The sequence below is a fragment of the Actinomadura sp. 9N407 genome, from assembly GCF_044326315.1.
Lineage (GTDB): Bacteria > Actinomycetota > Actinomycetes > Streptosporangiales > Streptosporangiaceae > Spirillospora.
In genome coordinates this window covers 290443-315808 of record NZ_JBIRAW010000001.1, presented here as the reverse complement: position 1 = coordinate 315808, position 25366 = coordinate 290443, and the positions used below count along the sequence as shown (strand labels likewise).

28 protein-coding genes and 2 pseudogenes are annotated in these 25366 nt (G+C 71.6%); 25 read left to right on the top strand and 5 right to left on the bottom strand.

Annotated features, from left to right (window positions below):
• Window position 1: 1 nt before the first annotated feature.
• Window positions 2-1351, bottom strand: coding sequence for an FAD-dependent oxidoreductase (locus ACH34Q_RS01310; protein WP_395980802.1), 1350 nt, complete (start codon window positions 1349-1351; stop codon window positions 2-4).
• Between the two features lie 127 nt (window positions 1352-1478).
• On the opposite strand from ACH34Q_RS01310, the gene ACH34Q_RS01305 reads away from it, so the two are divergent.
• From ACH34Q_RS01305 to ACH34Q_RS01295, 3 genes are read left to right on the top strand one after another with little or no spacing between them, the layout of a single operon-like run.
• Window positions 1479-3176 (top strand): acetyl-CoA carboxylase carboxyltransferase subunit alpha, encoded by a 1698-nt coding sequence (locus ACH34Q_RS01305; protein ID WP_395980801.1) that lies wholly within the window; start codon window positions 1479-1481, stop codon window positions 3174-3176.
• The gene (locus tag ACH34Q_RS01300) at window positions 3173-3667 is read left to right on the top strand and encodes an acetyl-CoA carboxylase biotin carboxyl carrier protein (RefSeq protein WP_395980800.1); all 495 of its coding nucleotides are present in this window, start codon (window positions 3173-3175) and stop codon (window positions 3665-3667) included. Before ACH34Q_RS01305 ends, ACH34Q_RS01300 begins: the two co-directional genes overlap by 4 nt.
• Window positions 3664-5055, top strand: a complete 1392-nt coding sequence (locus ACH34Q_RS01295; RefSeq protein ID WP_395980799.1) for an acetyl/propionyl/methylcrotonyl-CoA carboxylase subunit alpha — start codon at window positions 3664-3666, stop codon at window positions 5053-5055. Before ACH34Q_RS01300 ends, ACH34Q_RS01295 begins: the two co-directional genes overlap by 4 nt.
• On the opposite strand, the gene ACH34Q_RS01290 is transcribed toward ACH34Q_RS01295, so the two are convergent.
• The 3 genes from ACH34Q_RS01290 to ACH34Q_RS01280 are packed head-to-tail and all read right to left on the bottom strand — an operon-like array spanning window position 5049 to window position 6438.
• Entirely contained in the window at window positions 5049-5354 is a 306-nt protein-coding gene (locus ACH34Q_RS01290; protein ID WP_395980798.1) for an antibiotic biosynthesis monooxygenase family protein, read from the bottom strand. The genes ACH34Q_RS01295 and ACH34Q_RS01290 overlap by 7 nt on opposite strands.
• On the bottom strand, window positions 5351-5662 hold the full coding sequence (locus tag ACH34Q_RS01285; protein ID WP_395980797.1) for an antibiotic biosynthesis monooxygenase family protein: 312 nt from the start codon (window positions 5660-5662) through the stop codon (window positions 5351-5353). The genes ACH34Q_RS01290 and ACH34Q_RS01285 overlap by 4 nt, the downstream gene beginning before the upstream one ends.
• A 20-nt stretch (window positions 5663-5682) precedes the next feature.
• On the bottom strand, window positions 5683-6438 hold the full coding sequence (locus tag ACH34Q_RS01280) for an SDR family NAD(P)-dependent oxidoreductase (protein WP_395980796.1): 756 nt from the start codon (window positions 6436-6438) through the stop codon (window positions 5683-5685).
• 114 nt (window positions 6439-6552) lie between these two features.
• Here ACH34Q_RS01280 and ACH34Q_RS01275 point away from each other — a divergent pair, with 114 nt between their 5' ends.
• The 5 genes from ACH34Q_RS01275 to ACH34Q_RS01255 are packed head-to-tail and all read left to right on the top strand — an operon-like array spanning window position 6553 to window position 10356.
• Complete coding sequence (locus ACH34Q_RS01275; RefSeq protein ID WP_395980795.1) at window positions 6553-7224, top strand: TenA family protein; 672 nt, start codon at window positions 6553-6555, stop codon at window positions 7222-7224.
• Window positions 7225-7237: 13 nt separating this feature from the next.
• Window positions 7238-8455, top strand: coding sequence for a cytochrome P450 (locus ACH34Q_RS01270; RefSeq protein ID WP_395980794.1), 1218 nt, complete (start codon window positions 7238-7240; stop codon window positions 8453-8455).
• A complete protein-coding gene (locus ACH34Q_RS01265) occupies window positions 8452-9189 on the top strand; it encodes an SDR family NAD(P)-dependent oxidoreductase (RefSeq protein ID WP_395980793.1) in 738 nt (245 codons plus the stop codon). Before ACH34Q_RS01270 ends, ACH34Q_RS01265 begins: the two co-directional genes overlap by 4 nt.
• Window positions 9186-9950 (top strand): SDR family NAD(P)-dependent oxidoreductase, encoded by a 765-nt coding sequence (locus tag ACH34Q_RS01260; protein ID WP_395980792.1) that lies wholly within the window; start codon window positions 9186-9188, stop codon window positions 9948-9950. The genes ACH34Q_RS01265 and ACH34Q_RS01260 overlap by 4 nt, the downstream gene beginning before the upstream one ends.
• Before the next feature lie 31 nt (window positions 9951-9981).
• A complete protein-coding gene (locus ACH34Q_RS01255; RefSeq protein WP_395980791.1) occupies window positions 9982-10356 on the top strand; it encodes a SchA/CurD-like domain-containing protein in 375 nt (124 codons plus the stop codon).
• A 28-nt stretch (window positions 10357-10384) separates the two neighbouring features.
• Here the strand turns inward: ACH34Q_RS01255 and ACH34Q_RS01250 are convergent, their stop codons facing one another.
• On the bottom strand, window positions 10385-11248 hold the full coding sequence (locus ACH34Q_RS01250) for an NAD(P)-dependent oxidoreductase (protein WP_395980790.1): 864 nt from the start codon (window positions 11246-11248) through the stop codon (window positions 10385-10387).
• A 177-nt stretch (window positions 11249-11425) separates the two neighbouring features.
• Between ACH34Q_RS01250 and ACH34Q_RS01245 the strand changes: the two genes are divergently transcribed.
• The 17 genes and pseudogenes from ACH34Q_RS01245 (at window position 11426) to ACH34Q_RS01165 (ending at window position 25354) form a co-directional block, all read left to right on the top strand.
• Window positions 11426-11752: a TcmI family type II polyketide cyclase gene (locus tag ACH34Q_RS01245; RefSeq protein ID WP_395980789.1), complete on the top strand. Its 327-nt coding sequence runs from the start codon at window positions 11426-11428 to the stop codon at window positions 11750-11752.
• Entirely contained in the window at window positions 11745-12218 is a 474-nt protein-coding gene (locus tag ACH34Q_RS01240) for a cupin domain-containing protein (protein ID WP_395980788.1), read from the top strand. Before ACH34Q_RS01245 ends, ACH34Q_RS01240 begins: the two co-directional genes overlap by 8 nt.
• Entirely contained in the window at window positions 12218-13486 is a 1269-nt protein-coding gene (locus tag ACH34Q_RS01235) for a beta-ketoacyl-[acyl-carrier-protein] synthase family protein (RefSeq protein ID WP_395980787.1), read from the top strand. Before ACH34Q_RS01240 ends, ACH34Q_RS01235 begins: the two co-directional genes overlap by 1 nt.
• Window positions 13483-14703: a ketosynthase chain-length factor gene (locus ACH34Q_RS01230; protein WP_395980786.1), complete on the top strand. Its 1221-nt coding sequence runs from the start codon at window positions 13483-13485 to the stop codon at window positions 14701-14703. Before ACH34Q_RS01235 ends, ACH34Q_RS01230 begins: the two co-directional genes overlap by 4 nt.
• 34 nt (window positions 14704-14737) lie before the next feature.
• The gene (locus tag ACH34Q_RS01225) at window positions 14738-15001 is read left to right on the top strand and encodes an acyl carrier protein (RefSeq protein WP_395980785.1); all 264 of its coding nucleotides are present in this window, start codon (window positions 14738-14740) and stop codon (window positions 14999-15001) included.
• Between the two features lie 20 nt (window positions 15002-15021).
• Window positions 15022-15501 (top strand): SRPBCC family protein, encoded by a 480-nt coding sequence (locus ACH34Q_RS01220; protein WP_395980784.1) that lies wholly within the window; start codon window positions 15022-15024, stop codon window positions 15499-15501.
• Entirely contained in the window at window positions 15498-15971 is a 474-nt protein-coding gene (locus tag ACH34Q_RS01215) for an anthrone oxygenase family protein (protein ID WP_395980783.1), read from the top strand. The genes ACH34Q_RS01220 and ACH34Q_RS01215 overlap by 4 nt, the downstream gene beginning before the upstream one ends.
• A gap of 31 nt (window positions 15972-16002) precedes the next feature.
• Entirely contained in the window at window positions 16003-16734 is a 732-nt protein-coding gene (locus ACH34Q_RS01210; RefSeq protein ID WP_395980782.1) for an SDR family NAD(P)-dependent oxidoreductase, read from the top strand.
• On the top strand, window positions 16734-18359 hold the full coding sequence (locus tag ACH34Q_RS01205) for an FAD-dependent monooxygenase (protein ID WP_395980781.1): 1626 nt from the start codon (window positions 16734-16736) through the stop codon (window positions 18357-18359). Before ACH34Q_RS01210 ends, ACH34Q_RS01205 begins: the two co-directional genes overlap by 1 nt.
• Before the next feature lie 183 nt (window positions 18360-18542).
• Entirely contained in the window at window positions 18543-20096 is a 1554-nt protein-coding gene (locus tag ACH34Q_RS01200; RefSeq protein WP_395980780.1) for a right-handed parallel beta-helix repeat-containing protein, read from the top strand.
• A gap of 93 nt (window positions 20097-20189) precedes the next feature.
• The gene (locus tag ACH34Q_RS01195) at window positions 20190-21047 is read left to right on the top strand and encodes an LLM class flavin-dependent oxidoreductase (protein WP_395980779.1); all 858 of its coding nucleotides are present in this window, start codon (window positions 20190-20192) and stop codon (window positions 21045-21047) included.
• A pseudogene (locus ACH34Q_RS01190) lies at window positions 21047-21124 on the top strand (hypothetical protein); the annotation flags it as partial. The gene ACH34Q_RS01195 and the pseudogene ACH34Q_RS01190, both read left to right, overlap by 1 nt.
• Window positions 21125-21972: 848 nt before the next feature.
• A pseudogene (locus ACH34Q_RS01185) lies at window positions 21973-22080 on the top strand (FAD-dependent monooxygenase); the annotation flags it as partial.
• Window positions 22081-22119: 39 nt separating this feature from the next.
• Window positions 22120-22281 (top strand): hypothetical protein, encoded by a 162-nt coding sequence (locus ACH34Q_RS01180; protein ID WP_395981085.1) that lies wholly within the window; start codon window positions 22120-22122, stop codon window positions 22279-22281.
• A gap of 12 nt (window positions 22282-22293) precedes the next feature.
• Window positions 22294-23298, top strand: a complete 1005-nt coding sequence (locus tag ACH34Q_RS01175; protein ID WP_395980778.1) for a methyltransferase — start codon at window positions 22294-22296, stop codon at window positions 23296-23298.
• A complete protein-coding gene (locus tag ACH34Q_RS01170) occupies window positions 23283-24494 on the top strand; it encodes an FAD-dependent monooxygenase (protein ID WP_395980777.1) in 1212 nt (403 codons plus the stop codon). Before ACH34Q_RS01175 ends, ACH34Q_RS01170 begins: the two co-directional genes overlap by 16 nt.
• A gap of 11 nt (window positions 24495-24505) precedes the next feature.
• On the top strand, window positions 24506-25354 hold the full coding sequence (locus tag ACH34Q_RS01165) for an NAD(P)H-binding protein (protein ID WP_395980776.1): 849 nt from the start codon (window positions 24506-24508) through the stop codon (window positions 25352-25354).
• Window positions 25355-25366 lie beyond the last annotated feature (12 nt).

Below are 25366 nucleotides of genomic sequence, written 5' to 3'. Positions count from 1 at the left end.
GTCAGAACGCCGGGTCGTCGGCGCCGCGGTAGGTGTACAGGTCGTCGATGAACTTCCTGCGCATGGCGGGGACGCGTGCGGTCAGGCGGAAGAAGGCGCGGGTGACGGCGAGCATGGCGCGGCCGGTGTAAGGCTTGAACATCGGATCGTCGGCACTGGTGCCGTTCTGCTTGAGGGAGTCGGCGACCCGCTCGAAGCCGTACCTGATCATCTCCGTCTCGTAGTCGGCGAGTGCGTCCAGGAGGCCGCGGTCGCCGTTGTGCGCCGAGACGAGGGCGCGGCGGAGAAGCGCGGCGTCGCGGAGCGCCGTGTTGCCGCCGACGCCGCGCCCCGGGGTCATGGTGTGGATGGCGTCGCCCAGGAGGGTGACGGTGGTGGTGACCCACGGGGCGACGGGCTTGGAACTGCGCAGTTCGATCGGGACGCAGCTGGACGGATCGGCCAAGGCGAACAGGCGGCGCAGATCGGGGTGCCATCCGGGGGTCTTGGCGAGGACCAGATCTTTGAGGGCCTCGCCCTCCATCCGGAGCACGTCCGATGGGAGCCGCTCACGCGGCATGGAGAAGCCCCAGTTGATGTAGTCACGCGTGTTGTCGTAGAGGAGGCCCGGCCACTTGGCGATGAGGCCGGCGTCGGTCTCGCCGATCCCCTCCTTGACCGTCGCGTCCCTGTCCCACTTGAACTCCATGACGTGCAGGATGCAGAAGGCGCCCTTCGGAGCGAAGAGCATCGATATGCCGTTCAGGACCTCGGGACGAAGGAGTTTCCTGGTCTCCGGCACCAGAGGCACTTTCGCGGCCACGGAGATGATGCCCGAGTCGGTGACCTCGGCGTGCGGGAGGTACTGCCTCCGGACGCGGGATCCGGTGCCGTCGGCGGCTACCAGGACGTCACCGGTGGCGGACGTGCCGTCCTCGAAGTAGGCCGTGACCGTTCCGTCGGCCTTGGTTTCGTAATGGGTGAAGGTCTTGTCGAAGCGCACGACGTCTTCGAGGCCGGTCAGCAGCACCTGGCGGAGGGTCATGCGGGAGACCGAGCGTTCGCTGTCGAGTTCGTCGTCGTCCGGGCGCAGGGGGAACGAGGCGACCGATCGGAGTCTCTCGGTGAGGACGTTGAGATAGCGGGGAGCGCGGGCGCAGGTGGCGACGAAGGTGTCGAACAACTCCGGCGGGAGGCTCTCCTTGAGCGCCTTGTTACCCGTCGGGTCGATGCCGATCCGGTAGCCGTAGAGCCCGTCGGAGCGGGTGCGATCGCGCTCGTAGACGGCGACCGAGATCCCGGCCCGCAGCAGGCCCTGCGCCAGGCACATCCCGCCGGTGCCGGCGCCGATGATGATCACGTGCAGTGGCATGGCCCCTCCTCTCGAACCCCAGGGTCGGAGGAACCGATCGAAGGCCGGTCGAAGGCCTGATCGAGCGTCCGTCAAGGACGCGCGCCGATGATGAGGAGCCCGACCCCCAGAGACGAGGGACACCGCCGTGACGTTGGAGACCGTATCGGCACCCGCCGCGCAGTGGTCCTTGTGTGCGGGATGCCATCAGCCGATCTACGAGAAGCGCTCGCTCCGCACGTTGCGCGTCTGCCCGGCGTGCGGTGCGTACGCGCGTCTCAGCGCACCGGAGCGGATCGAGCAGATCTTCGATGCGGGATCCGCACGGCCGATCGCGGCCGCGGGCGTGATCGAGGACCCTCTGGGCTTCTCCGACAGCAGGCCGTATCCCGAGCGGCTCCGCTCGGCACGCGAGCGGACCGGGTTGCCCGATGCGGTGGTCTGCGTGCGGGCCTCGATCGCCGGCCACCCGCTGGTGGCGGCGATTATGGACTTCCGCTTTCTCGGCGGCAGCCTCGGGTGCGCGACGGGCGAGTCCCTGGCGGCGGCGGCCGAGGAGGCGCTGCGGGAACGCGTCCCGTTCCTGGTGGTGACCGCCTCGGGTGGCGCCCGCATGCAGGAGGGTGCGCTGTCGCTGATGCAGATGGCCAAGGTGACGCAAACGATCTCCGACCTGGGCCGGGCCGGGATCCTCACGTGCACGCTCATCACCGACCCGACCTATGGCGGGGTCGCCGCCTCGTTCGCCACCCAGACCGATGTGATCCTCGCCGAGCGCGGGGCGCACGTCGGCTTCGCCGGGCCGCGGGTGATCGAGCAGACCATCGGCCAGGAGTTGCCCGCCGGTTTCCAGACCGCGGAGTTCCTGTTCGAGCGCGGTCTGGTGGACGAGGTCGTGCCTCGGCCCGCGCTGCGGGGGGCACTGGGACGGCTGCTCGCCGCCGCTTCGCCGCAGGCCCCGATGCCGCGGCCGCGCGGTCTCGGTCCCGCACCGGTGATCGGGCGCGCGGACCTGCTGCCCGAACGGGACCCGTGGGAGGTCGTACGGCTGGCGCGCGACATCGGCCGGCCGACGGCCCTCGACTACGCCGGACTGCTGCTGGAGGGGTTCGTGGAGTTGCACGGCGACCGGCTCTCCGGCGAGTGCCGGGCGATCGTCGGTGGCCTCGGCCGGTTCCAGGGCCGGCCGGTGATGCTGATCGGCCATCAGAAGGGGCACGACGCGGCCGAGTTGAAGGCGCGCAACTTCGGGATGCCGACGCCGGCGGGCTACCGGAAGGCGGGGCGGCTGATGCGGCTGGCGGACAGGCTCGGTGTCCCGGTCGTGACGCTCATCGACACGCCGGGTGCCTACCCCGGAATCGAGGCCGAGCGCGATGGACAGGCCTGGGCCATCGCTGACGATCTGCGCGTGATGGCGGGACTCTCCGTGCCGGTCATCGCCGTCGTGACGGGGGAGGGAGGCAGCGGGGGCGCACTCGCGCTCGCGCTGGCCGACCGGGTGTACGTGATGGAGAACAGCGTATATTCCGTCATCAGCCCGGAGGGCTGTGCCTCGATCCTGTGGAAGGACGCCGCGTCGGCGCCCCAAGCCGCGCGGTCGCTCCGCATCGACCCGCGCGCGCTGCTTCTGCAGGGCATAGCCGACGGGGTCGTCCGGGAGCCCGCGGGTGGAGCGCACCAGGACCGTGCGGCGGCCGCCGGGCTGCTGCGCGACACGCTGGCGGCCGTGCTCGTGGAGCTGTCCAGCCTGGACGCCGGACGGCGCAGGCGAGAGCGCGGGGAGCGATTCCGCGCTTTCGGCGCCTTCTCCGCCGGGACATCGCGGAAAGGAGGAGTGGCTTGACCGAGCCACGGAATACACGACCCACGCTCGACGCGCTCTGCCGCAACGTGCTCGAACTGCTGGACACCTCCCATGGCACACCGGCCAGGCTGCGGGTGGAGGCCGAGGGAATGGCCGTCGAGGTGGAGTGGCCGACCATGGCCTCGTTGCCGGCCGCCGTTCCGCCCTCCGGCCCCCGGTTGAACGGAGCGGTACGGGACGAGCCGGACTCCGGATTCACGATCGTCGCGCCGACGGTCGGGACCTTCTACCGTGCCCCCGAGCCGGGAGCCGCGCCGTTCGTCCAGGTGGGGGAGAAGGTGGAACCCGGACGCCAGGTCGGCATCGTCGAGGTGATGAAGCTGATGATCCCGGTCGAGACCGACCGCGGCGGGCGGGTGGCGGAGCTGCTCGTACCGGACGGCGCACAGGTCGAGCACGGGCAGCCGCTGATCGTCCTGGCCGACGGGGACCGGGACGGCGCCGCGGCCACCCGCCGGGAGGGCGGATGATCTCCAAAATCCTGATCGCGAACCGGGGGGAGATCGCCCTTCGGATCGCGCGCACCTGCCGGGAGATGGGCATCCGGACCGTGGTCGCGCACTCCTCCGCCGACCGGGAGTCGGCCGCTGTCGCCTACGCGGACGAGGCGGTCCAGATCGGCCCCGCGCCGTCCCGCCACAGCTACCTGAACCAGGCTGCGGTGGTGGAGGCCGCGCTGCAGGCGGGCGCCGGGGCGGTCCACCCCGGATACGGATTCCTGTCAGAGGATCCGGACTTCGCCGAGATCTGCGAGGCGCACGGACTCACCTTCATCGGTCCCGACGCGGCGGTGATCGGCCGCCTCGGCGACAAGGCGCGGGCCCGGGCCATCGCGGCCGAGGGCGGGCTGCCGGTCCTGCCCGGCACCCAGGAGGCGGTGCGCGGCGCGGACGAGGCGCGGCGGATCGCGGCGGAGATCGGCTACCCCGTGATCGTCAAGGCGGTCGCCGGGGGAGGGGGCCGCGGTATCACGGTCGTGCGGCGCGAAGCCGATCTCGCCGCCGCCCACGCCGGCGCGGAGGCGAACGCACAGGCGATCTTCGGCGACCCGCGCCTGTACATCGAGAAGTTCCTGGAACGGGCCCGCCACGTGGAGGCCCAGATCCTCGCCGACCGCTACGGGAACGTCGTCCATCTCGGTGTCCGCGACTGCTCGGTGCAGCGACGGCGGCAGAAGCTGATCGAGGAGACCCCGCCGCCCGGCATCGCCCCCGAGACGGTCGAGGAGATCGGCATGGCGGCCGCACGGGCGGCCGGGCACGCGGGCTACACGGGGGCGGGTACCTACGAGTTCCTCCTGGACGAGAACGGTGCGTTCCATTTCATGGAGACCAACTGCCGCATCCAGGTGGAGCACCCGGTCAGCGAGATGGTCACCGGGGTCGACCTCGTCCGCGAGCAGATCCGGGTCGCGGACGGGGAACGGCTGGCCCTCCGCCAGCCCGAGGTCGTCCCGCGCGGAGTGAGCGTCGAATGCCGTGTGAACGCCGAGGACCCGGCACGCGGATTCGTTCCGGCACCGGGACGGATCGAGGAGTTCGAGATTCCCGCCGGTCCGTTCACCCGGGTGGACACGCACTGCCGGCCGGGCGACCGGGTGACCGGGGACTACGATTCCCTGATCGCCAAGGTGGTGGTGTGGGCACCGGACCGCGTTCAGGCCGTCGCCCGAATGGATCGCGCGCTGGCGGAGTTCGTCATCGCGGGCCCGGGGATGGCGACGACCATTCCCTTTCTCCGCCGGGTGCTCGCCGACCCCCGTTTCCGTGCCGGCACGCACACCACGTCTCTGGTGGACGAGATGCTCGCCACGGAGTCCTGTCCGTCGACGGCGGGAGCGGCCCGCTCGGCTCAGTAGGACGCGGCCACCTCGTAGACGCGGAAGGCCTCCGCCCGGCCGACCGCCTGGAAGGGGCGCAGCGAGGCCGTCACGCCCCGATGGTCCGCCCCGTCCTCCCAGGAACGGAACGCGTCGAGGCCGGACCATTCGCTGAGGACGGCGAAGCTGCGCGGATCGTCCACCGCCCGCAGGAGCGAGTTGCCGACGAGCCCGGGAGTCCCGGCGAGCGCACGGCTGACGGCGTGGTAGGCCGCCTCGACGGAACCGGGCCCGTCCTCCGGATCGGCGACGTACAGCACGACGCGGACCGCGCTCATCGCTTCGCCGCCCCCTCCACGTCGTAGACCATGCGCATGGTCTCCATCGAGCCGCCGAGGCGGAAGGGGTGAAGCCGCTCGCGGTGGACGACGTGCTCCCGGCTGTGCTCGTACTCGCGGAAGCGAGGTTCGTCCAGCCAGTCGCTGACGATGAAGTAGACGTCGTCATCCTCGGTACTCCTGGCCAGGCAGTGGCCGAGGTTGGCCGGATTGCCGGTGACGGTGCCACCGAGCTCGTGCCAGGACTTCTCGAACTCCTCGCCCATACCGGGTCTGATCTGCATTCGCAGCAGCACGCGGAAGGTCATCCGGTTCGCTCCCCACTGGTTCAGCGCACGCCTCCGGCGGCGTACACGATCTCTCCGTTGACATTGCCGTTGGCCGCGGATCCGAGGAACACCACGACGCGGGCGACCTCCTCGGCGGTGCTCAGCCGGCCGCTCGGGGTGTCCCCGGTGGCCTTCTCGACGATGGCCGGGTCCTGGGCGTCGAGGTTCTCGCTCACCGTCCCGCCGGGCGCGACGACGTTGGCGAGAACGCCGCCGCCCGTCCACATCAATCCACGGACGAACCCGTGCAGCGCGGCCTTGGAGGCGCTGTAGAGCTCCGAGCCCGGGTTGCCGCGAGTCGAGGTGACCGAGGACAGCAGGACGACTCGTCCCCACCCCCGCTCGCGCATGCCCCGCAGGGCGTACTTGACGGTCCAGAGGTGTCCTTCGACGTTCTCCCGGTACCGGGAGAGCCAGTAGTCCATCGGGAAGTCCTCGAAGCGGGGCACGTCCTCGGGGTTGATCCACTCCCATGTCTGGGCGTTGGCGACGACCACATCGATGCCGCCCCACCTCTCCTCGACCGCCGCCGTCACGGCGCGCGCGGTGGCGGGGGCGGCGAGGTCGAAGGGCAGCGCCATCGCCCGATCCCCGGCCCCCAACGCCTGGACCACGTCCTTCGCGGCGTCCTCGGCGGAGTGGTAGGTGATCGCGACTCGGGCGCCCTCCGCGGCGAAGGCGCCTGCCGTCGCTCGGCCGATACCGCGCGTGGCGCCGGTGACCAGTACCCGTTTGCCCGCCAGACCCAGATCCATCGCGTCTCCTTCCCCGGCCACTGTCCGCGGCGGGGCTCGAGAACGGCTGGGGCGGGCGCTCAAGAGCGCGTTGAGTCGAGGCGCCTACCGTCCGACCCGAGAAAGGGAGGCGCGATGCCACTGCGTGAGGAACTCATGGAGATCAGGGACCCGGTGCTGCGGAAGGTCCGGGACCATCCCTTCTGGTCGGGGCTCCGCGACGGCTCGCTCCCCGGGGAGGCACTGGCCCGCTTCGTCGAGCAGGACACCGGGTTCCTGCTGCCCGCCTACGCGCGAGCGCTGGCACGGTGCGCCGCCGCCGCTCCCGACTCCGCCGACACGCTGCTCCTCGGACGGTCGATCGTCGGCACGCTGACCTCCAGAGCGGAGATGCGCCGCCGGTACGCGGACATGGCGCGCGAGGAAGGACTGCCCGGGCTCGACGAGCAGGCGGACGTGGAACCCGCCACGCACGCGCACGCCTCGTTCTTCGCGGCCGCCGGGACGATGTCCTTCCACGCGGGGATCGGCGCGCTGCTGCCCATGGCGTGGTTCCACGCCGACGTCTCCGACGACCTCAGGGACAACGTGGCGGCCGGCTCGCGGTACGAGCCCTGGAGCCGGATCTACCACCCGGGCGAGACGTTCCGGCCCGCCGTCCAGGAGCTGGTCGACATGACCGGCCGGGCGGGCGAGGCCGCCGCGGAGCCGCAGCGCCGGGCGCTGGTCGAGCAGTTCCTCCTGGGCGCCCGGTACGAATGGGCCTTCGCCGAGTCATGCCTGAGACGGTCCCCATGGCCGGTTTGAGACGGAGGCCGAGATGACGCTTCAGGACATCGATCTGATGGACCCGCGGGCCTTCCGCGCGGGCGTACCGTACGACCACTTCCGCCGGCTCCGCCGCCAGGAGGGGCTGCCGGTGGGGTACGACACCGATGGTGAGCGGCTCCGGTACGTGGTCCGGCACCGTGATGTCGCCCGGATCTCCCGTGACACCGCCTTGTGGTCGTCGAGTCCCACCACCATGACGTCGGTGCGCAAGCAGGAGAACCAAGAGGCCCCGATCATCACGTTCATGGACGGGGCCGGGCACACCCGGCTGCGCAAGCTGATGTTCAAGGCCTTCACACCGGCGCGGCTGGCCGCCCTGGCCGTGCCGATCGGCCGAATCGTCGACTCCCTGCTCGACGAGGCGATGGCCAAGGGCGAGTTCGACCTGGCCGAGGACATCGCGCTGCGACTGCCGCTGCAGGTGCTGGCCGAGCTGCTCGGTGTCCCCGCCGCCGACCGCGAGATGGTGCTCGGGTGGGCGCGGCGGACGGTGAACATGGGAGATCCCGAGTACGAGACCGGACCGGACGGCCCGTCCGCGGATGTCGTCCAGCGGCTGCTGGAGTACTTCCGGAGCCTGGTCGCCCACCGCGTCCGGGAACCCGCCGACGACCTGTTCTCGGTGCTGCTCGCGGCACGCCTCAAGGACGGCAGGCTCGGCCTGCCCGAGCGGCTGGATCCGGAGGAGATCGCGGTCTTCGCCACGACACTGATCACGGCCGGCAGCGAGACCACCTACGCGGGCGTCAGCGGTGCGGTACAGGCGCTGCTGGAGTTCCCCGCCGAGCTGGAGCGGCTGTGCCGCGACCCCGGGCTGATCCCCGGTGCGGTGGACGAGGTGCTCCGATGGGTCACGCCGGTGACGCACTTCGCCCGCCGGGCGACCCGCGACACCGAGATCGCCGGCCGGGCGATCTCGGCGGGGGAGCGCGTGGTGATGTGGTACAGCTCGGCGAACCGCGACGAGGAGGTGTTCAAGGAGCCCGACCGGTTCGATGTCACCCGTTCGCCCAACCCGCACCTCACCTTCGGCGGCGGCGGCCCGCACTACTGCATCGGCAACGGCCTGGCCGCCATGGAGATCGGGCGGTTCCTGTCGAGCGCCGTCTCGCTGCTGCCCCGGCTGGAGATCTCCGGCCCCGTGACGCGCCCGGAGACCAACTTCATGAACAGCGTCAAGCACCTGCCGATGCGGCGGCGATCGTGACCGGGAACGCGGCCGAGGGCCGCACCGCCCTGGTCACCGGCGCGAACCGGGGGATCGGCCGTGCCGTCGCCGCCGAGTTGGCCCGCCGGGGACTGGACGTGGTGGTGGCCGCGCGGGACCCGGTGGCCGCGAGCGAGGCGGCCGCCGCGCTCGGCCCGAGGGCCAGGCCGTGCACCCTGGACATCACCGACCCCGACGGGATCCGTAGGGCCCGAGCCGAGAGCGGCCCGGTCGATGTGCTGGTGTGCAATGCCGGCGTCCTCCTGGACGGGCGCACCGATCCGCTCTCGGTGTCGCTGGAACTGGTCGAGCGGACCCTCCGGGTGAACCTGCTCGGCACCTGGAGGGTGCTGCAGGCGTTCGTCCCGCCGATGGTGGAGCGGGGGTGGGGCCGGGTGGTGATCGTCTCCAGCGGGACGACCAGGGAGTTCGGCGGTCGGCCGTTCGCGGCGGCACCCGGCTACTCGGTCTCCAAGAGCGCGCTGAACGCCCTGGCGTCGATGTTCGCGGCGCAGACGCGAGGGACGGGCGTCCTGGTCAATGCCGTGAACCCCGGGCGCGTCCGTACCCGGATGATGCCCGCGCAGCAGGACCCGCCCGAGGTCGCGGCCCCGTTCGTCGCCGACGCGGCGACCTGCCCCGACGACGGGCCGACGGGGGAGTTCCTCACCGAGCGGCGAGGCCAGGGCACCGGCGTGCCGCGCCGGCGGGCGGACGAACGGGAGAGAGCATGAAGATCGACCTTTCCGGGAAGAAGGCCGTGGTCACCGGCGCCGGCCAGGGGATCGGGCTGGCCTGCGTGCGGGCGTTCACGGAGGCCGGTGCGGATGTGCTCGGGGGGGCCCGCACCGTCGGTCCTGAACTGCTGGAGGCGACCCCGTACACGCTCGAGGTCGATCTGGCCACGCCGGACGGCCCCGGGCGCCTGATCGAGCACGCCCGCCGGCATTTCGGCGGCATCGACGTCCTGGTCAACAATGTCGGTGGCGGGGTGCGGCTCGCGGCCGGTTTCCTCGACACCGAGGACGCCACCTGGGCGGAGACCCTCGAACTGAACCTGCTCAGTACGGTGCGGGCGACGAGGGCGGCCCTGCCGAGCCTGGTCGAGCGGCAGGGCGCCATCGTCAACATCGGGTCGACCAACGCGACGCTGGCCGATCCCCGGCTGTCGCACTACTCGGCGGCCAAGGCGGCCGTCGTCAATCTCGGCAAGGCGCTGTCGCTGGAGTTCAGCCCGCAGGGGGTCGGTGTCAACACGATCTCGCCGGGGCCGGTGCGGACCCGCCTCTGGAGCAGGTCCGAGATCGCGGCGAAGATGCGGCTCTCGGAGGAGGAGGCCCTGGCCGAGATCCCGAAGATGATGGGGCTGACCACCGGAAAGATGATCGAGCCTGCCGAGGTGGCGGCGCTGGCGGTGCTGCTGGGTTCCAAGGCGGTCCCCAGCGTGACCGGGGTGGAGTACCTCATCGAGGGCGGAATGATCAAGAGCGTCTGAGCCGGCGCGACAGTGGATCCTGGAGGACACGATGCCCTTCGTGGCGATCACCTATGACATCGAGGACGGGCACGAGGACGAGGTCGCCGAGGTGTTCGGGAACTTCCGGCGGCCGCGCTCCTCGGTGGTGCCGGGCACCGACGGGGCTCCGGCGAGCCGCATGCTGGCCACGGCCGTCTTCATCCGCGATGGCCTGCTGGTGCGGTTCATCGAGTACGAGGGCGACCTCGACGCGGTGCTGCGGCACATGGCGGCTCAACCGGGCGTCAGGGAAGTGGAGCGCAAGCTGAAGCCCTTCCTCAGCGCGCCCCGTGACACCGACAGCGTCGAGGGATTCGTCCGCACGTTCAAGAGCGGCATGCTGCGCAGCGTCACCCAACTGTCGGTGCCCCGCTCCGCGAGGTGACGCCGCGCGCACCCTCGACGGGCCGCCGCTAGCGGAGTTCGGCGATGACGGCGGCGTCCTTGTCGCCGTCGCCCGCCAGGACGGTGTCGGTGAAACGGTCGGCCGCGCTCGCCGTGACCGGCAGGGTGAGGCCGTGCTCGGCGGCCGCGCCCACCGCGAGCCTGAGGTCCTTCTCCATCAGCACGCTACGGAACGCGGCGGGCTCGTACCGGCGGGTCCGCATCAGCTCGGCCCTGAAAGCGAGCGTGGGCGAGCTGAACCCACTCTTGACGAGGGTCGCGAGGAGGACGTCCCGGTCGAGTCCGGAGCTCTCCCCGAACGCGAGGGCTTCGGCCAGCGCGGCGACCTGGTTGCCGAGGATCAGGTTGAACGACAGTTTCAGCGCGCAGGCCGACCCGATCGGGCCGACGTGCAGCGTCTGCTGGGACAGCGCCTCCAGCACATCCCCGACCTCTTCGGCGTCGGCCCGATCACCCGCCGTGAAGACGCGCAGGTCACCGGCCTCCGCCATCGCGGGATTGCCCAGCACGCAGGCCTCCACCCGCCGGACGCCGGCCGAGTTCAGCCGCTCCGTGGCAGCCCGGGAATAGGCCGGAGACACCGTCGAGGTGTCGACCACCAAAGCGTCCTTCCGCAGCCGCCCGGCCAGTTCCCCGAACAGGATCTTCTCTACCGCCGGCTGGTCGGCGAGGCTGAGTACCACCACCTCGGCACCGGCCACGGCCTCCGCGGCCGAGGCGGCCACGCGCGCGCCCGCTTCGGCCAGGGGCGCCGCCTTGGCCGCCGTCCGGTTGTGCACCACCAGGCCGAAACCGGCGGCCCGCAGGCACCGTGCCATGCCGGCGCCCATGGCTCCGAGCCCGATGAACGCCAGTCCGGTGCGTCCGTTCACGAGATCACCCCTCCGGAAGGGCGGCATGTCGCAGCCGCGCGTGCCGTCACCCTGCGGGGGCGCGCTCGAGCACGACTCGGCGATCGGCCACGGGAGACGCCGGGTGGTTCGAGCGGGGTTCGACCGGGATGAAACCCGGTGCCCCGAGCATGGCGGCGTAACCGAGAGGAGGCCCGGGTGCACCGGACATTGATCGTCGCCCGGATGGAACCTGCCGAGGCGGACGGTGTGGCGCAGATCTTCGCCGACTCGGACGCCACCGAACTACCTCGCATGGTCGGCGTCTCGCGGCGCACGCTGTTCCGTTTCCACGACCTGTACTTCCATCTGGTCGAGGCGGACGACGACATCACGCCAGGCCTTTACAAGGCCCGCGGCCACGAGCTCTATACCGACATCAACCAGCGGCTGTCCCAGCACATCCGGCCCTACGACCCGAACTGGCGCGAGCCGAAGGACGCGATGGCCACGCCCTTCTACGTATGGGAGGCCGAAGATGGCTGAGGCCGTGCGGAAACCGGCGGAGAGCCCGGCCGAGACCGTGCCGTGCGTGCGGATCGCCGAGCGGGACGTGGCGGTCAACCGGCGGCGCGGCGGCGACATCCGGGTTCTGCTGAGCCCGAAGACGGTCGGTTCGACGTCCGGCTTCATGGGCACGCTGACGCTCGCGCCCGGCCGGTACGTGGCCGAGCACTACCACCCGTACTCCGAGGAGTTCCTGTACGTGGTGCGGGGCCGGCTCACCGGCAGGGTCGACGGAGACCGGATCATCGAGCTGTCGCCGGGAGACGGCGTGATGATCCCGATGGGGATGCGGCACCGGGTCTGGAACCCGGGTACGGAGGAGACGTTCGCGGTCTTCCAGCTGAGCCCGCTCGCGCCGCGGCCCGACCTCGGTCATGTGGACACCGAGCCGCTCCCGCCTGCCGGGGACGCGGACCCGGTGCCCGAGGTCGGAGGTCCGAGCTGATGACGGGGGACAGGCGGGTGGTCATCACCGGGATCGGGGTGACCGCGCCCGGCGGCATCGGGACCAAGGCGTTCTGGGACCTGCTGACCGCCGGCCGCACCGCCACCCGCGCGGTCACGCTGTTCGACGCGACGGGGTTCAGGTCCCGGATCGCGGCCGAGTGTGACTTCGATCCCGCGGCGGAAGGGCTGGGCCCGCAGGAGATCCGCCGCATGGACCGGGCCGCGCAGTTCGCCGTGGTGTGCGCGAGGGAGGCCTTGGGCGACAGCGCCCTCGACGCCGGCGCCGTGCGGCCGGAACGGATCGGTGTCAGCGTCGGCAGCGCTGTCGGCTGCACCATGGGACTCGAGGAAGAGTACGTGGTGCTCAGCGACGGCGGCCGGAACCGGCTCGTCGACCCCGCCTACGCGGTGCCGCATCTGTACGGGTACATGGTGCCCAGCACGATCGCGTGCGAGGTGGCGTGGGCGGCGGGGGCGGAGGGGCCGGTCTCGCTGGTCTCCACCGGCTGCACGGCCGGGCTGGACGCGGTCGGCAACGGCGCCCAGCTGATCTGGAACGGGAGCGCGGACATCGCGATCGCCGGGGCGACCGACGCGCCGATCTCGCCGATCACCGTGGCCTGCTTCGACGCGATCAGGGCCACCTCGCCGAACAACGACGATCCCGAGCACGCCTCGCGGCCGTTCGACGGCCGCAGGGACGGGTTCGTGCTCGGTGAGGGCGCCGCGATGTTCGTCCTCGAGGAGCGGGAGGCCGCGCGCCGCCGCGGCGCGCACGTCTACGCGGAGATCGCCGCGGTCGCGTCGCGTAGCAACGCCTACCACATGACCGGGCTCAAGCCCGATGGACGTGAGATGGCGGAGGCGATCGGCCATGCCCTCCGCCTGGCGCGCAGGGGCCCGGCGGACATCGGCTACGTCAACGCTCACGGGTCGGGTACCAAGCAGAACGACCGGCATGAGACCGCCGCCTTCAAACGCGCCCTGGGCGAGCGGGCGTACCAGGTGCCGGTCAGCTCGATCAAGTCGATGGTCGGGCACTCGCTGGGCGCCATCGGGGCGATCGAGGTCGCCGCCTGCGCGCTGGCCATCGAGCACGAGGTGGTGCCGCCGACCGCCAACCTGAGCCAGGCCGATCCCGAGTGCGATCTGGACTATGTGCCGCTGACCGCGCGCGAGCGGCGGGTCGACGGCGTCCTGAGCGTGGGCAGCGGCTTCGGCGGCTTCCAGACCGCCATGGTCATCACGCGGGACGAGGCGGCATGACCGGGAACGCCGTGGTCACCGGGATCGGGGTGGTGGCGCCGAACGGGCTCGGTGTCGAGGAGTACTGGGCGGCCACCCTGGAGGGGCGCAGCGGTATCGCCCCGCTCGGCCGCTTCGACGCCACGGGCCATCCGATCCGGCTGAGCGGCGAGGTCCCCGGATTCTCGGCCGCCGAGCATGTGCCCGGCCGGCTGGTTCCGCAGACCGACCGCTGGACGCACCTCGGGCTCACCGCCGCCGCCTGGGCACTGGACGACGCGGGCGCCGACCCGCGGGAGTTCCCCGAGTACGAGATGGCCGTGGTGACGGCCAGCTCGTCCGGGGGAACCGAGTTCGGGCAGCTGGAGATCGAGCGGCTGTGGTCCAAGGGGCCCCGCTGGGTCGGCGCCTACCAGTCCATCGCATGGTTCTACGCGGCGACCACCGGCCAGATCTCCATCCGGCACGGGATGCGGGGCCCGTGCGGTGTCATCTGCGCCGAGCAGTCGGGCGCGCTCGACGCGGCCGGGCGGGCGCGCGATCTGGTCCGTCAGGGCACCCGCCTCGTGGTGACCGGCGGTACCGACGCGTCGCTGTGCTCCTACGGCGTGACCGCCCAGTACACCAACGGCATGCTCAGCGAGTCCGACGATCCCGACCGCGCCTACCTCCCCTTCGACGCCGGCGCGAACGGGTACGTGCCCGGTGAGGGCGGTGCGATGCTCGTGGTCGAGGAGGCGACCGAGGCCCGGGCCAGGTCCGCGGCGCACGCCTACGGTGCGATCACCGGGTACGCGGCGACCTTCGACCCCCGGCCGGGGTCCGGCCGCGAGCCCGGACTGCGGCGCGCCATCGAGCTGGCGCTGGCGGATGGCGGTGTCACCGCCGGGCAGGTCGACGTCGTCTTCGCCGACGCGGCCGGGGTGCTCGAACTCGATCGCCGGGAGGCCGCCGCGATCACGGCGGTCTTCGGACCGCGCGGTGTCCCCGTCACCGCCCCCAAGACGATGACCGGCCGCCTGAACGCGGGCGGCGCGGCCCTTGACGTCGCCACCGCGCTGCTCGCCCTGCGCGACGGCGTCGTACCGCCCACCGTGGGGGTCCACAACCCGGCGCCGGGTTGTGACCTGGACCTGGTGGGCGAGGTGCCGCGCGAGGCCCGGATGAGGACCGCCCTGGTCGTCGCTCGTGGCCACGGCGGGTTCAACGCGGCGCTCGTCGTGACCGCCGCCGGCTGACCGACCGCGACAAGCGAATGGAGTGACGAGACACATGGCAGTGCAGAGTCCGTTCACGCTGGACGACCTGAGGGAGATCATGCGCGCCTGCGCGGGCGAGGCCGACGGCGTGGACTTCGACGACGACATCGCCGACATCGGCTTCGAGGACCTCGGGCTGGACTCGCTCGCGGTGCTGGAGGTGGCGGCCAAGCTCGAGAACCGCCTGGGGGTGGCGATCCCCGAGGAGGCGGCCGAAGAGCTGCCCACACCGCGCGCGCTCGCCGACTACGTAAACGATCGGCTGGCCACGGCCTGAGGCCGGAAGGGAGGAACGACATGGCGGGACACACCGACAACACGATCGTCATCAACGCGCCCATGGAGCTTGTCTGGGCCATGACCAACGACGTCGCCTCATGGCCGGAGCTGTTCAGCGAGTACGCGGAGGCGGAGATCCTCGGCCGCGAGGGCGGCACCCTCACGTTCCGGCTCACGATGCACCCCGACGAGGACGGCAACGTGTGGAGCTGGGTCTCCGAACGCACCCCCGACGAGGTGAGACGGGAGGTACGCGCGCGCCGGATCGAGACCGGTCCGTTCGCGCACATGAACATCTACTGGGAGTACCGCGAGGTCGAGAACGGCGTGCGCATGCGCTGGGTGCAGGACTTCCAGATGAAGCCGCAGGCACCGGTCGACGACGCCGGGATGACCGATCATCTCAACCGCAGCACGGCGGTCCAGATGAACCGGATCAAAGGCCTGGTCGAGGCGGCGGCGGTCGAGGCGGCGGGAGCGGAGCGGACGGCGCCATGATCCCGGTGCTCGTACCGCTGGCACTGATGTCGGCAGGGGTGGCCGCGGGCGTGATGCTCGGCAACGCGCTCGGGCCGGCGGAGCTGGCCATGCGGCTGCCCTACGGCCGGTACGTGGAGCTGATCAGGTTCATGTGGCCGCGCTACGACCCGATGCTGCCCATCCTCAACGCGCTCGCGCTCGTCCTGGACATCGCCATCGCGGTCATGGCGGCCGGTGCCGCGGACGGCGCGGCCGCGGCCGCCTCGTTCGGCCTGGCCGCCGCGCTCCTCGCCGTGCTCATGGTGATCTCGGTGACCAGGAACGTCCCCATCAACAAGTACGTGACCGCACTCGATCCGGCTCGCGAGCCGGCGGACTGGGCGCGGCGCGATCCGCGCGCCGCGTGGCGGAAGTGGAACCAGGTGCGGGTCGCGCTCGCGCTGGGCTCCCTGGCCGCCGCCCTCGTGGGCGCGGCCTTCCTGCTCTGAGCCGGCCCCATCACTGGATGGCAGGGGAACGATGGACATCAAGCTGACAGGCAAGAAGGTGCTCGTGACGGGTGGTTCGCGAGGGATCGGCCGGGGGATCGTCCTCGGACTGGCCCACGCGGGAGCCCAGGTGGCGACCTGCTACCGCACCGAGGGCGAGGCCGCCGCGAGCCTGGCCCGCGAACTCAAGGAGATCGGCGGCGACCACCGGCTGGTGAAGGCGGACGTGAGCGATCCGGCGGAGGTGGAGGCACTCGCCGAGACCTGCCGCGCGACGCTCGGTTCCCTCGACGCGGTCGTGCACAACGCCGGCGTCATCAGCCACGTGCCGTTCTCCGAGCTCTCGGACGAGGAGTGGGCTCGCGTCATCGACAACAACCTCGGTGGTCCCTACCGGGTCACCCAGAAGACGCTCCCCCTGCTCTCGGCGGGTGGCTCGATCGTCTTCATCGGGTCCAAGGTCGCCACCGTGGGCATCCCGATGCGCGCGCACTACACCGCGAGCAAGGCGGGACTCGTCGGACTCATGCGGTCGCTCACCAAGGAGCTGGGCCCGCGCGGCATCCGGGTCAACGTGGTGGCACCCGGACCGGTCGAGACCGAGGAGCCCGTGCCGCCCGAGGTGCGCGAGCGGTACCGGAATCTCATTCCGCTCGGTCGGCTGGGCACTCCCGAGGACATCGCCGGGGTGGTGGCGTTCCTGGCCAGCGATCTGGCGCGGTTCGTGAACGGCGAGACCATCGACGTCGACGGGGGGATCTGATGACCGTCGCGAAGGTGCCGGTACTGATCGTGGGCGGCGGCCCCGTCGGGCTCTCCACCGCGGTGTTCCTCGGCCGGCACGGAGTCTCCTCGCTGCTGGTCGAGCGGCGGGACGACACCTCTCTGCTGCCGCGCGCGCCTGGTCTGCAGGCCCGCACGATGGAGCTGTTCCGGGCGGCCGGGCTGGGGCCGGACATCCGCGCGCTGGAGATCGGCGACTCGCATCCGTTCTTCGAGGGCGGGATCCTGCGGGTCGGTACCTACTCGGAGATCGCCGACGCGGAAGTGCTGGAGGCGCCGTCGCTGGATGGGCCGGGAGTCAGCCCGGAACGGGTGATGGGCTGCGGTCAGGACCGGTACGAGGTCGTCCTGGCCGCGAAGGCGCGGGAGTACGGCGCCGAGGTGCGCTTCGGCAGCCGGATGCGCTCCCTCGAACAGGACCGGGACGGGGTGACGGCCCGGATCGAAGATGTGCGGACCGGTGCGGTGAGCGAGGTCCGCGCGCGCTACCTGGTCGGCGCCGACGGTGCCGGTAGCACCGTGCGGCGGCTGCTGGGCGTGGAACGGCAGGGGCGCGGCACGGTGTTCAACGCGCTCAGCATCTACTTTCGCGCGCCCGAGCTGGAGCGGATTCTGCGGGACCGGCCGTTCATCCTCTGCTACGCCACCGCTGGTGGCACCATGATCGGGCTGTCCCGGTTGCACGGCTGCGACCCGTGGCTGGCCGCGCCCGTCTACCACCCGGAGAAGGGCGAGACGCCGGCCGACTTCACCGACGAGCGCTGTGTCGAGATCATCCGGTCGGCGTCCGGGGTCCCCCAGATGGACGTGGAGGTCGTGGCGAAGGTCCCCTGGGAGGGGGCCCAGCTGGTCGCCGAGCGGTTCCGAGCCGGACGGGTCTTCCTGGCCGGGGACGCCGCGCACGTGCATCCGCCCGCCGGCGGCTTCGGTGCCAACACGGGCGTGCACGACGCGCACAACCTGGCGTGGAAGCTCGCCGCCGAACTCGGCGGGTGGTCCGGCGCCGAACTCCTGGACACCTACCACGATGAGCGGCACGCGGTGGGCTCCGCCATGGCCGAGCAGGCGATGGTCCGCAACCGCATCCGGCACGGGTTCGCCACGGAGGAGGTCAAGGCCCAGATGGTGGACGACATCATCATCACGCTCGGCTACCGCTACCGGTCGAAGGCGATCCTCTCAGAGGAGCCGCGGCCGGTGCTGACGGCACCGCTGGAACTCGCGGGGGAACCGGGGACCCGGGCGCCGCACGTCTGGCTCGACCGGGCGGGGGAGCGTTCGTCCACCATCGATCTGTTCTGGGACTCGTTCGTGCTGCTGACCGGGGCCGAGGGCGTGTCGTGGCATCGGGCGGCGGTCCGGCTGGCCGGCCGCACCCGGATACCGCTGCGTTCGGTGCGCATCGGCCAGGGCGGGGACTACGTTCCCGCGGAAGGCGCCGACTGGGCCGCGGCGTACGGCATTCCGCCCGACGGCGCGGTCCTGGTACGGCCGGACGCCTTCGTGGCCTGGCGGAGCGCCGGTACCGGGGATCCGGACAAGGCGCTCGCCGAGGTACTCGACCAGGTGGCGGGTTCTGTGGAAGCGGCCGTCCCGGCTCGTTGACGGGTGGGCGCCCGTGAGCGAGAAGCCGCGGGCGCGTCATCGGTCGTGCGGGATCGGCGGCCTGTGCGTGCCGCCGATTCCGCGTCGTCGAGCACGCCTCGAGTGGTTCTCGGAAAAGTACTCCACCCTGTCAGCGCCGCCAACGGGGGTGCGCCGACGTCACTCAACGGGTGGAGCACGACCATGAAAGTGAAATCCCTCCCAGCGGCCGTGAGCCTGGTCGCCGCGTTCGCCTTCTGCGGCGTCCAGGCCGTACCGGTCCAGGCGAGCACCGAAGGCCGGGTCTATCACGTCGACTGCGGCGCGGGGAACGACGTCGCGGACGGGTCCACGGCCGGGCGGGCATTGCGGTCCCTCGAGCGGGTCAACCGGATCAGGTTCAGACCGGGCGATTCCATCCTGCTCCGCAGGGGCGCCATCTGCCATGGGACCCTCTCGCCGATGGGGTCGGGCACGGCCGATCGCCCCATCACGGTCGGCTCGTACGGTTCGGGGCGCAGGGCGGCGATCAACGGGGATGGCGCCAGGGCGGCGGTGTTCCTGAAGAACGTTGCGGGGTGGAGGATCCAGAGCCTGGACATCTCCAACCCCGGTCCCAGGGACGGAACCTTCCGGACCGGTATCTACGTGTTGCTGGAGGACCACGGCATCGGCCGGCATTACGTGGTGGACGATGTGGCGATCCACGACGTGGTCGGGGCCGACTCCACGGGACCGGAGTACGAGCTCAGCGGTGGAGTGGTCTTCAAGGCCGCCGGATCGGCCAAGGCCACCGGCTTCGACGGGATCCAGGTGGCGCGCAGCACCGTCACCGGAGTCGACGGCCACGGGATCTCGATCTCCTCCCAGTGGAACCGCCGCGACCGCTTTCCGTCCGGAACGGGGACCTTCGTTCCGATCACTCGGGTGCACATCGCCGGCAACCGGCTCAGTGACCTCGGCGGAGACGGGATCGACGTACAGAACGCCGTGGACCCGATCATCGAGTGGAACCGGATCGACGGGTTCGGGCTTCGCCCGCAGGTCTTCCATACCGGTCTGTACGCGTGGAACTCGGACCGGCCGGTGATGCAGTTCAACGAGGTGTCCAACGGTGCGGCCACTCCGCTGCCCAGCCCTGCCTTCGGCATTGACGCCGCCAATACCGGCGTCGTCTACCAGTACAACTTCAGCCATGACAACGGCGGCGGCTTCATGATGCTGTGCGCGAACGACGGGATGCCGACCGACGGGGCGACGGTCCGCTACAACGTGAGCCAGAACGATCGGAACGCGCAGGTCGGCCCGTACAGGTTCGCGCTCATCGCCAACTGCCCCGGCAATGACGAGTCCGGCCTCGATTTCTACAACAACGTGCTGTTCACCACTGCCGCAGGGGCGTCGCTCATCGCGATCGACGAGCAGACGGAGATCACGTTCCGGAACAACGTCTTCGTCGGCGGGGCGAACTCGACGATCGCTGGAAAGGGCGTCTACGACCACGACCTCTACCGCAATGTCGCCGTGGTGCCTGCGGGTGACGCGTTCGCGGTGACCGCCGATCCACGCCTGGTCGCCCCGGGCACCGGAACCGGACCGTCCGGGCTGCACGGTTACCGGCTCGCCTGCGGCTCCCCGGCCGCCGGCGCGGGCGTCGCCATCGCGTCCGACGGCGGCCGCGACATCTTCGGCCACCCGGTGCCGTCGGAGGGGCCGCCGAACATGGGGGTCGACCAGGGGAGCTGCGCCCGCCGGTAGCACCGTGCACCGCTGCGCATCGACCCGGCGTCGACCCGGTTCCCAGCCTCGGCTCGGAGACTGCCGGCATCGCCGACAGTTGAGGAGACGTCCATGGATATCGGAGTCTGCCTGCCGACCACCGTGCCCGGGGTGGACGGTCGGCAGCTGATCGAGTTCGCGCGCGATGCCGACCGGCTGGGGTTCGCCAGCCTCACGGTGATCGACCGGGTGGTCTACGACAACTATGACGGCATCGTGGCGCTGTCCGCCGCCGCCGCGGTCACCGAGCGCATCGGGCTCACCACCGCGATCCTGCTGGCCGCCGCCCGGCCGAGCGCGGTGGAACTGGCCAAGCAGGCGGCGAGCCTGGACCGGCTCTCGGGCGGGCGGCTCACGCTCGGCGTATCGGCCGGGATGCGGGAGGAGGACTACGTCGCGACCGGTACCGAGCACGCCACCCGGGGGGAGCGGCTGGACCGGATGATCGAGGAGATGCGGGAGATCTGGAGAGGGGAGGGCCCCGTGCCCGGTGTGGGACCGCGGCCGGCGCGCGGCGACATCCCCATCTGGGGCGGCGGACACTCCGCTGCCGGACTGCGGCGGGCGGCCAGATACGGGATCGGCTGGATCTCGCCCGGTGGCCCGCCGCACAGGTTTCCCGACCTGGTGAAGGCGGTCAAGGAGCTGTGGGCGGAGGAGGGGCGTGCCGGCGTTCCCCGGATGGGCGCCAACTGCTACGTGTCGCTCGGTCCGGGAGGCCGGGAGCGCGCGACCGAGCACATGCTGGGTTACTACTCCTTCATGGGCCCGATGGCCGAGCGCCTCGCGGCCGGTGCCGTCTGCGACGAAAGCGGGCTCCGGGACACGGTGGACGCGTACGCGGCGAACGGCTGCGACGAGCTGTTCCTGCTGCCGGTCACCGCCGACCCCGACCACCTCGGCCGCGTCGCCACCGTGGTGCTGGGCTGATGCGGGTCCTCATCATCGGCGGCGGGATCGGTGGACTCTGCCTCGCGCAGGGGCTGCGCCAGGCCGGCATCGAGGACGTCGTCGTCTACGAACGCGACGCCTCGCCGCGGGGGCGGATGCAGGGCTACCGGCTGAGGATCAGCCCGGAGGGAGAGCGTGCACTCAGGGAGTGCCTGCCGGGCCGGTCGCAGGACCTCCTCACCGCCACCTCCAACCAGCGCCACGAGGAGGGGATGGCCGCCTACGACGAGCGGCTCGCGCCCCGGTGGGCTCCCACCTTCGACGATCCCCGTGGCGACGCGCCGGACAAGGTGGACGCGGTGGACCGCATCACGCTGCGCCGGATCCTCCTCGCGGGCCTGGACGACGTGGTGCGCTTCGGTAAGCGGTTCACCCGGCTGGAACGGCCGGACGGGCGACCCGACGGGAAGGTCGTGGCGCACTTCGCCGACGGTGACGGCGATGTCGGGGACGTACTGATCGCCGCGGACGGTGCGGGCTCCCAGGTCCGCGCGCAGTCGCGCCCTGGGGACAGGGCTCGCGACCTCGGGGTGCGCACGATCCTCGCGCGGACGCCGAGGGCGCGTGCCATCGAGGCAGGGCTTCCGGAGATGCTGCGCGACAGGTTCGTGTACGTGATGGGCTCTGACGGGCACCATCTCGGCCTCATGCCGATGGTCTTCCGCACCAGCCCGGCGGAGGCGGCCGCGCGCTACTGGCCGGGCCTGGAGCTCGACGACGTCGCGGACTACTACATGTCGGTGTTCAACGTCCACCAGGAGGTGCTCGGGCTGCCGGACGAGCGGTTCTTCGCGATCATCGCGAAGAACTGCGCGCGCTGGTGCTCGAACGCACCACCGGCTGGCATCCCGACCTCCGCGGTGTGTTCGCACATGCCGAGCCGGAGGAGACCCATCCGATCGCGATGCGGGCCACCCTTCCCGTGGAACCGTGGGAGCCGGGCAGCGTCGTCCCGCTCGGCGACGCGGTGCACACCATGCCGCCGTCCGGCGGAGTCGGAGCCAACACGGCGGTCCAGGACGCGAGCGCGCTGTGCCGGGCCCTGGTCCCGGTGAGCCGCGGCGAGCGGTCGCTGGTGGATGCCGTGCGCGCGTACCAGGACGACATGGTCGGGTACGCGACCCGGGCGACGATCACGTCGCTCAAGATCGCTAAGTGGTCCATCGAAAAGATCGATCTCGACGAGCGCGAGTTCTCGGTGAACCCCGCGTGAAAGGAACCGCACATGACCACGACCGACACCACCAGCGCCGCCGGCATCCTGCGGCTCGGAAACTCCTTCTGTGACGCCAAGGCGCTGCTGACCGCGGTGGAGCTGGGCTTGTTCACGGTCCTGCGGGAGGGCCCGGCCGGGCCGGAGGAGATCCGCGACCGCCTCGGCCTGCACGGCCGCGGCCTGTCCGACTGGCTCGGGCTGCTCACCGAACTCGGCCTGCTGGAACGGCGGGACGGCCGGTACCGCAACGGCCCGGGCGCCGACGGCTTCCTGGTGGGCGGCGACCCCTCCTACATCGGCGGTTTCCTCCAGCGGACCAACCACAACCTTTATCCGGCGTGGGCCAGGCTCGCCGAGGGACTGCGGACCGGCAAGCCGCAGTCGGGGAGCAGCTTCGAGGCGGTGCTGAACGAACCGGCGATCCTCGGCAGGTTCGTGGCGTCGATGGACGCCCTGACCCGCGTGCTCGGTCCGCAACTGATCGCCGCGTACGACGGCTGGCCGCGGTACCGGTCGGTGCTGGACGTCGGCGGCTGCAAGGGCAGCCTCATCGCGCAGATCGTCGCCGCGCACCCCCGGCTGGCCGGCGGGGTCTTCGACCTGCCCCAGATGGAGCCGTTCTTCGACGAGCTGGCGGCCGAGCGGGGCCTGGAGGGCAAGGCGACCTTCCACGGGGGCGACTTCTTCACCGACCCGCTGCCGGCGGCCGACATCGTGATCATCGGTCATGTCCTGCACGACTGGGACGCGGAGCAGCGCAGGGCACTGGTGGACAAGGCCTTCCAGAGTGTCCGGCCCGGTGGCGTGCTGCTGGTCTACGACCGGATGCTCGACCGCGCGTCCAGCCGCGTCGAGAACCTGGTGATCAGCCTGGACATGCTGCTGGTGACCGATGGTGGTTCGGAGTACGGCGTGGCCGAACTGCGCGAGAACGCGCTCGCGGCGGGCTTCACCGGGGTCGAGGATCGCACGCTCGGCGAGTACGACACGCTCGTGGTGTGCACGAAGCCGTGAGCACGGCACCCGGCCGCCACGCGGTGGTGATCGGCGGTGGCATCGGAGGCCTGGCCACCGCCGCCGGGCTGCACCGGCTGGGATGGCGGGTCACCGTCCTGGAACGGGCGACCCGCCCGCGCGAGGCGGGTGCAGGGATCTCCCTGCTGACCAATGCGCAGCGGGCGCTCGACCGGCTCGGTTTCGGCGCCCAGGTACGGGCGCGTTCGGTGAGCATGGCACCGGGCGGCGAGGGATTGCGGGCGCCGTCAGGGCGGCGGCTGCAGCACCCTGCCGATCCGCGGTTCCTGAGCCGGCACGGGCTGTCCCTCATCGTGCTGCTCAGACCGGACCTGCACGGCCTGCTCCGCGCGGCGCTTCCGCCCGGCGCGCTGCGAACGGGCGCCGACGCCGTCGGCGTCGAGGACCTGCCGGACGGTGCCGTGGTGCGGTACGGGAGCGCGCACGGTGAGGAGAGGGTGCGCGGCGATGTGGTGATCGCGGCGGACGGACTGAACAGCCGCTTCAGGCATTTGCTATGGCCGTCGGCCGCCCGGCCCGTCTACAGCGGGCACAGCGTCTGGCGCGGCATCGCCGGCGGCGGCGTCGGCGCGATCGCCGAACCGGGGGGCGGTACCTGGGGCCGCGGCCTGGAGTTCGGGCGCATGCCGTTGCCCGGCCACCGCGTCTACTGGTTCGCGGTCGCCAACACCCCCGAGGGCGCGCGGTTCCCCGACGGCCACGCGGAGGTCAGGCGCCGGTTCGGGTCCTGGCACCGTCCGATCCCCGAACTGATCGCCGCGACCCCTCCTGGAGACGTCCTCCACCACGAGGTCTTCGAGTTGGCGGAGCCCCTGCCCGGTTACGTGTCCGGTCGGGTGGCGCTGCTCGGCGACGCGGCCCACGCCATGACCTCGGACCTCGGGCAGGGAGCCTGCCAGGCGCTCGAGGACGCCGTCGTGCTGTGCGCCGCCCTGGCCACCGAGCCTGCCGTCCCCGCGGCCCTGGCCCGCTACGAACGAGAGCGCCGGCCGAGGACGCAGGGCATCGCGGCGGCCTCCCGGCGGATGGGAAGGACCAAGATGACCGAGAGGTGCTGGGACCTGGCGTGCCGCTCCGTGATGATGCGGCTGCGGTCACCGCGCGCCGCCGAGGAGGGGATGCTGTACCTCGGTGACTGGCGACCGCCGCGACTGCCCGGGCCGGTTCCGGCCTGAGCCGGGAGGACATGATGATCCTGGTGTTCGGTGCCACCGGAAACGTCGGCCGGCACGTGGTGCGCGGCCTGCTCGCGGCCGGGGAGGGTGTTCGGGCCTTCACCCGGGACGCGGCGGGAGCCGGGCTCGGCCCGGCCGTGCGGGTCGTCCAGGGAGACCTCGGCAGGCCCGATACCCTGCCCGCCGCCTTCGACGGCGTGACCGGCGTCGTCATGATCTCGGCGGGCGCCGACGCCGCGTCACACGAGCTGGCCGTGGCCGAAGCGGTACGCGGCCACGGTGTGAAGCGGGTCGTCAAGCTCTCCTCGGTAGCCGCGCTGCGGCCGGTGCGGGACGCCTACGGCGCGGCGCACGCGGCGGCCGAGCGCGCCTTCGCCGAGACGGGAGCGCATGTCACGGCTCTGCGCGCGGCCGCATTCATGTCCAATGCCCTGCAATGGAGGTGGTCGATCCCGGCCGGCCGGATCCACCAACCCTACAGCGACATCCCCAGGGCACTGGTGGACCCGATGGACGTGGCGGCGGTCGCGGTCGCGTGCCTGACGACCGGCGACCACGGCGACGGGGCGTACCAGCTCACCGGACCCGAGGCGCTCACCGGTTCCGAGCAGGCCGCCAGGATCTCTGTCGTCGTCGGGCACCGGGTGGAGTGCGTCCGGGCGGAGCCGGAGCGGAGCCGGGACGGCATGGTCGCCGCCGGACTTCCGGCCGAGTACGCCGAAGCGCTGCTGGCCTCGCTCGCCGACCCCGACCCGGCGCGGGGCGGGACGCCACTGCCTACCGTCCGGCGGATCCTGGGTCGCCCGCCGGCCACGTTCGACGACTGGCTGGCGCGGCATGCCGGCGAGTTCGGCGGCTGACCCCCGACGCCC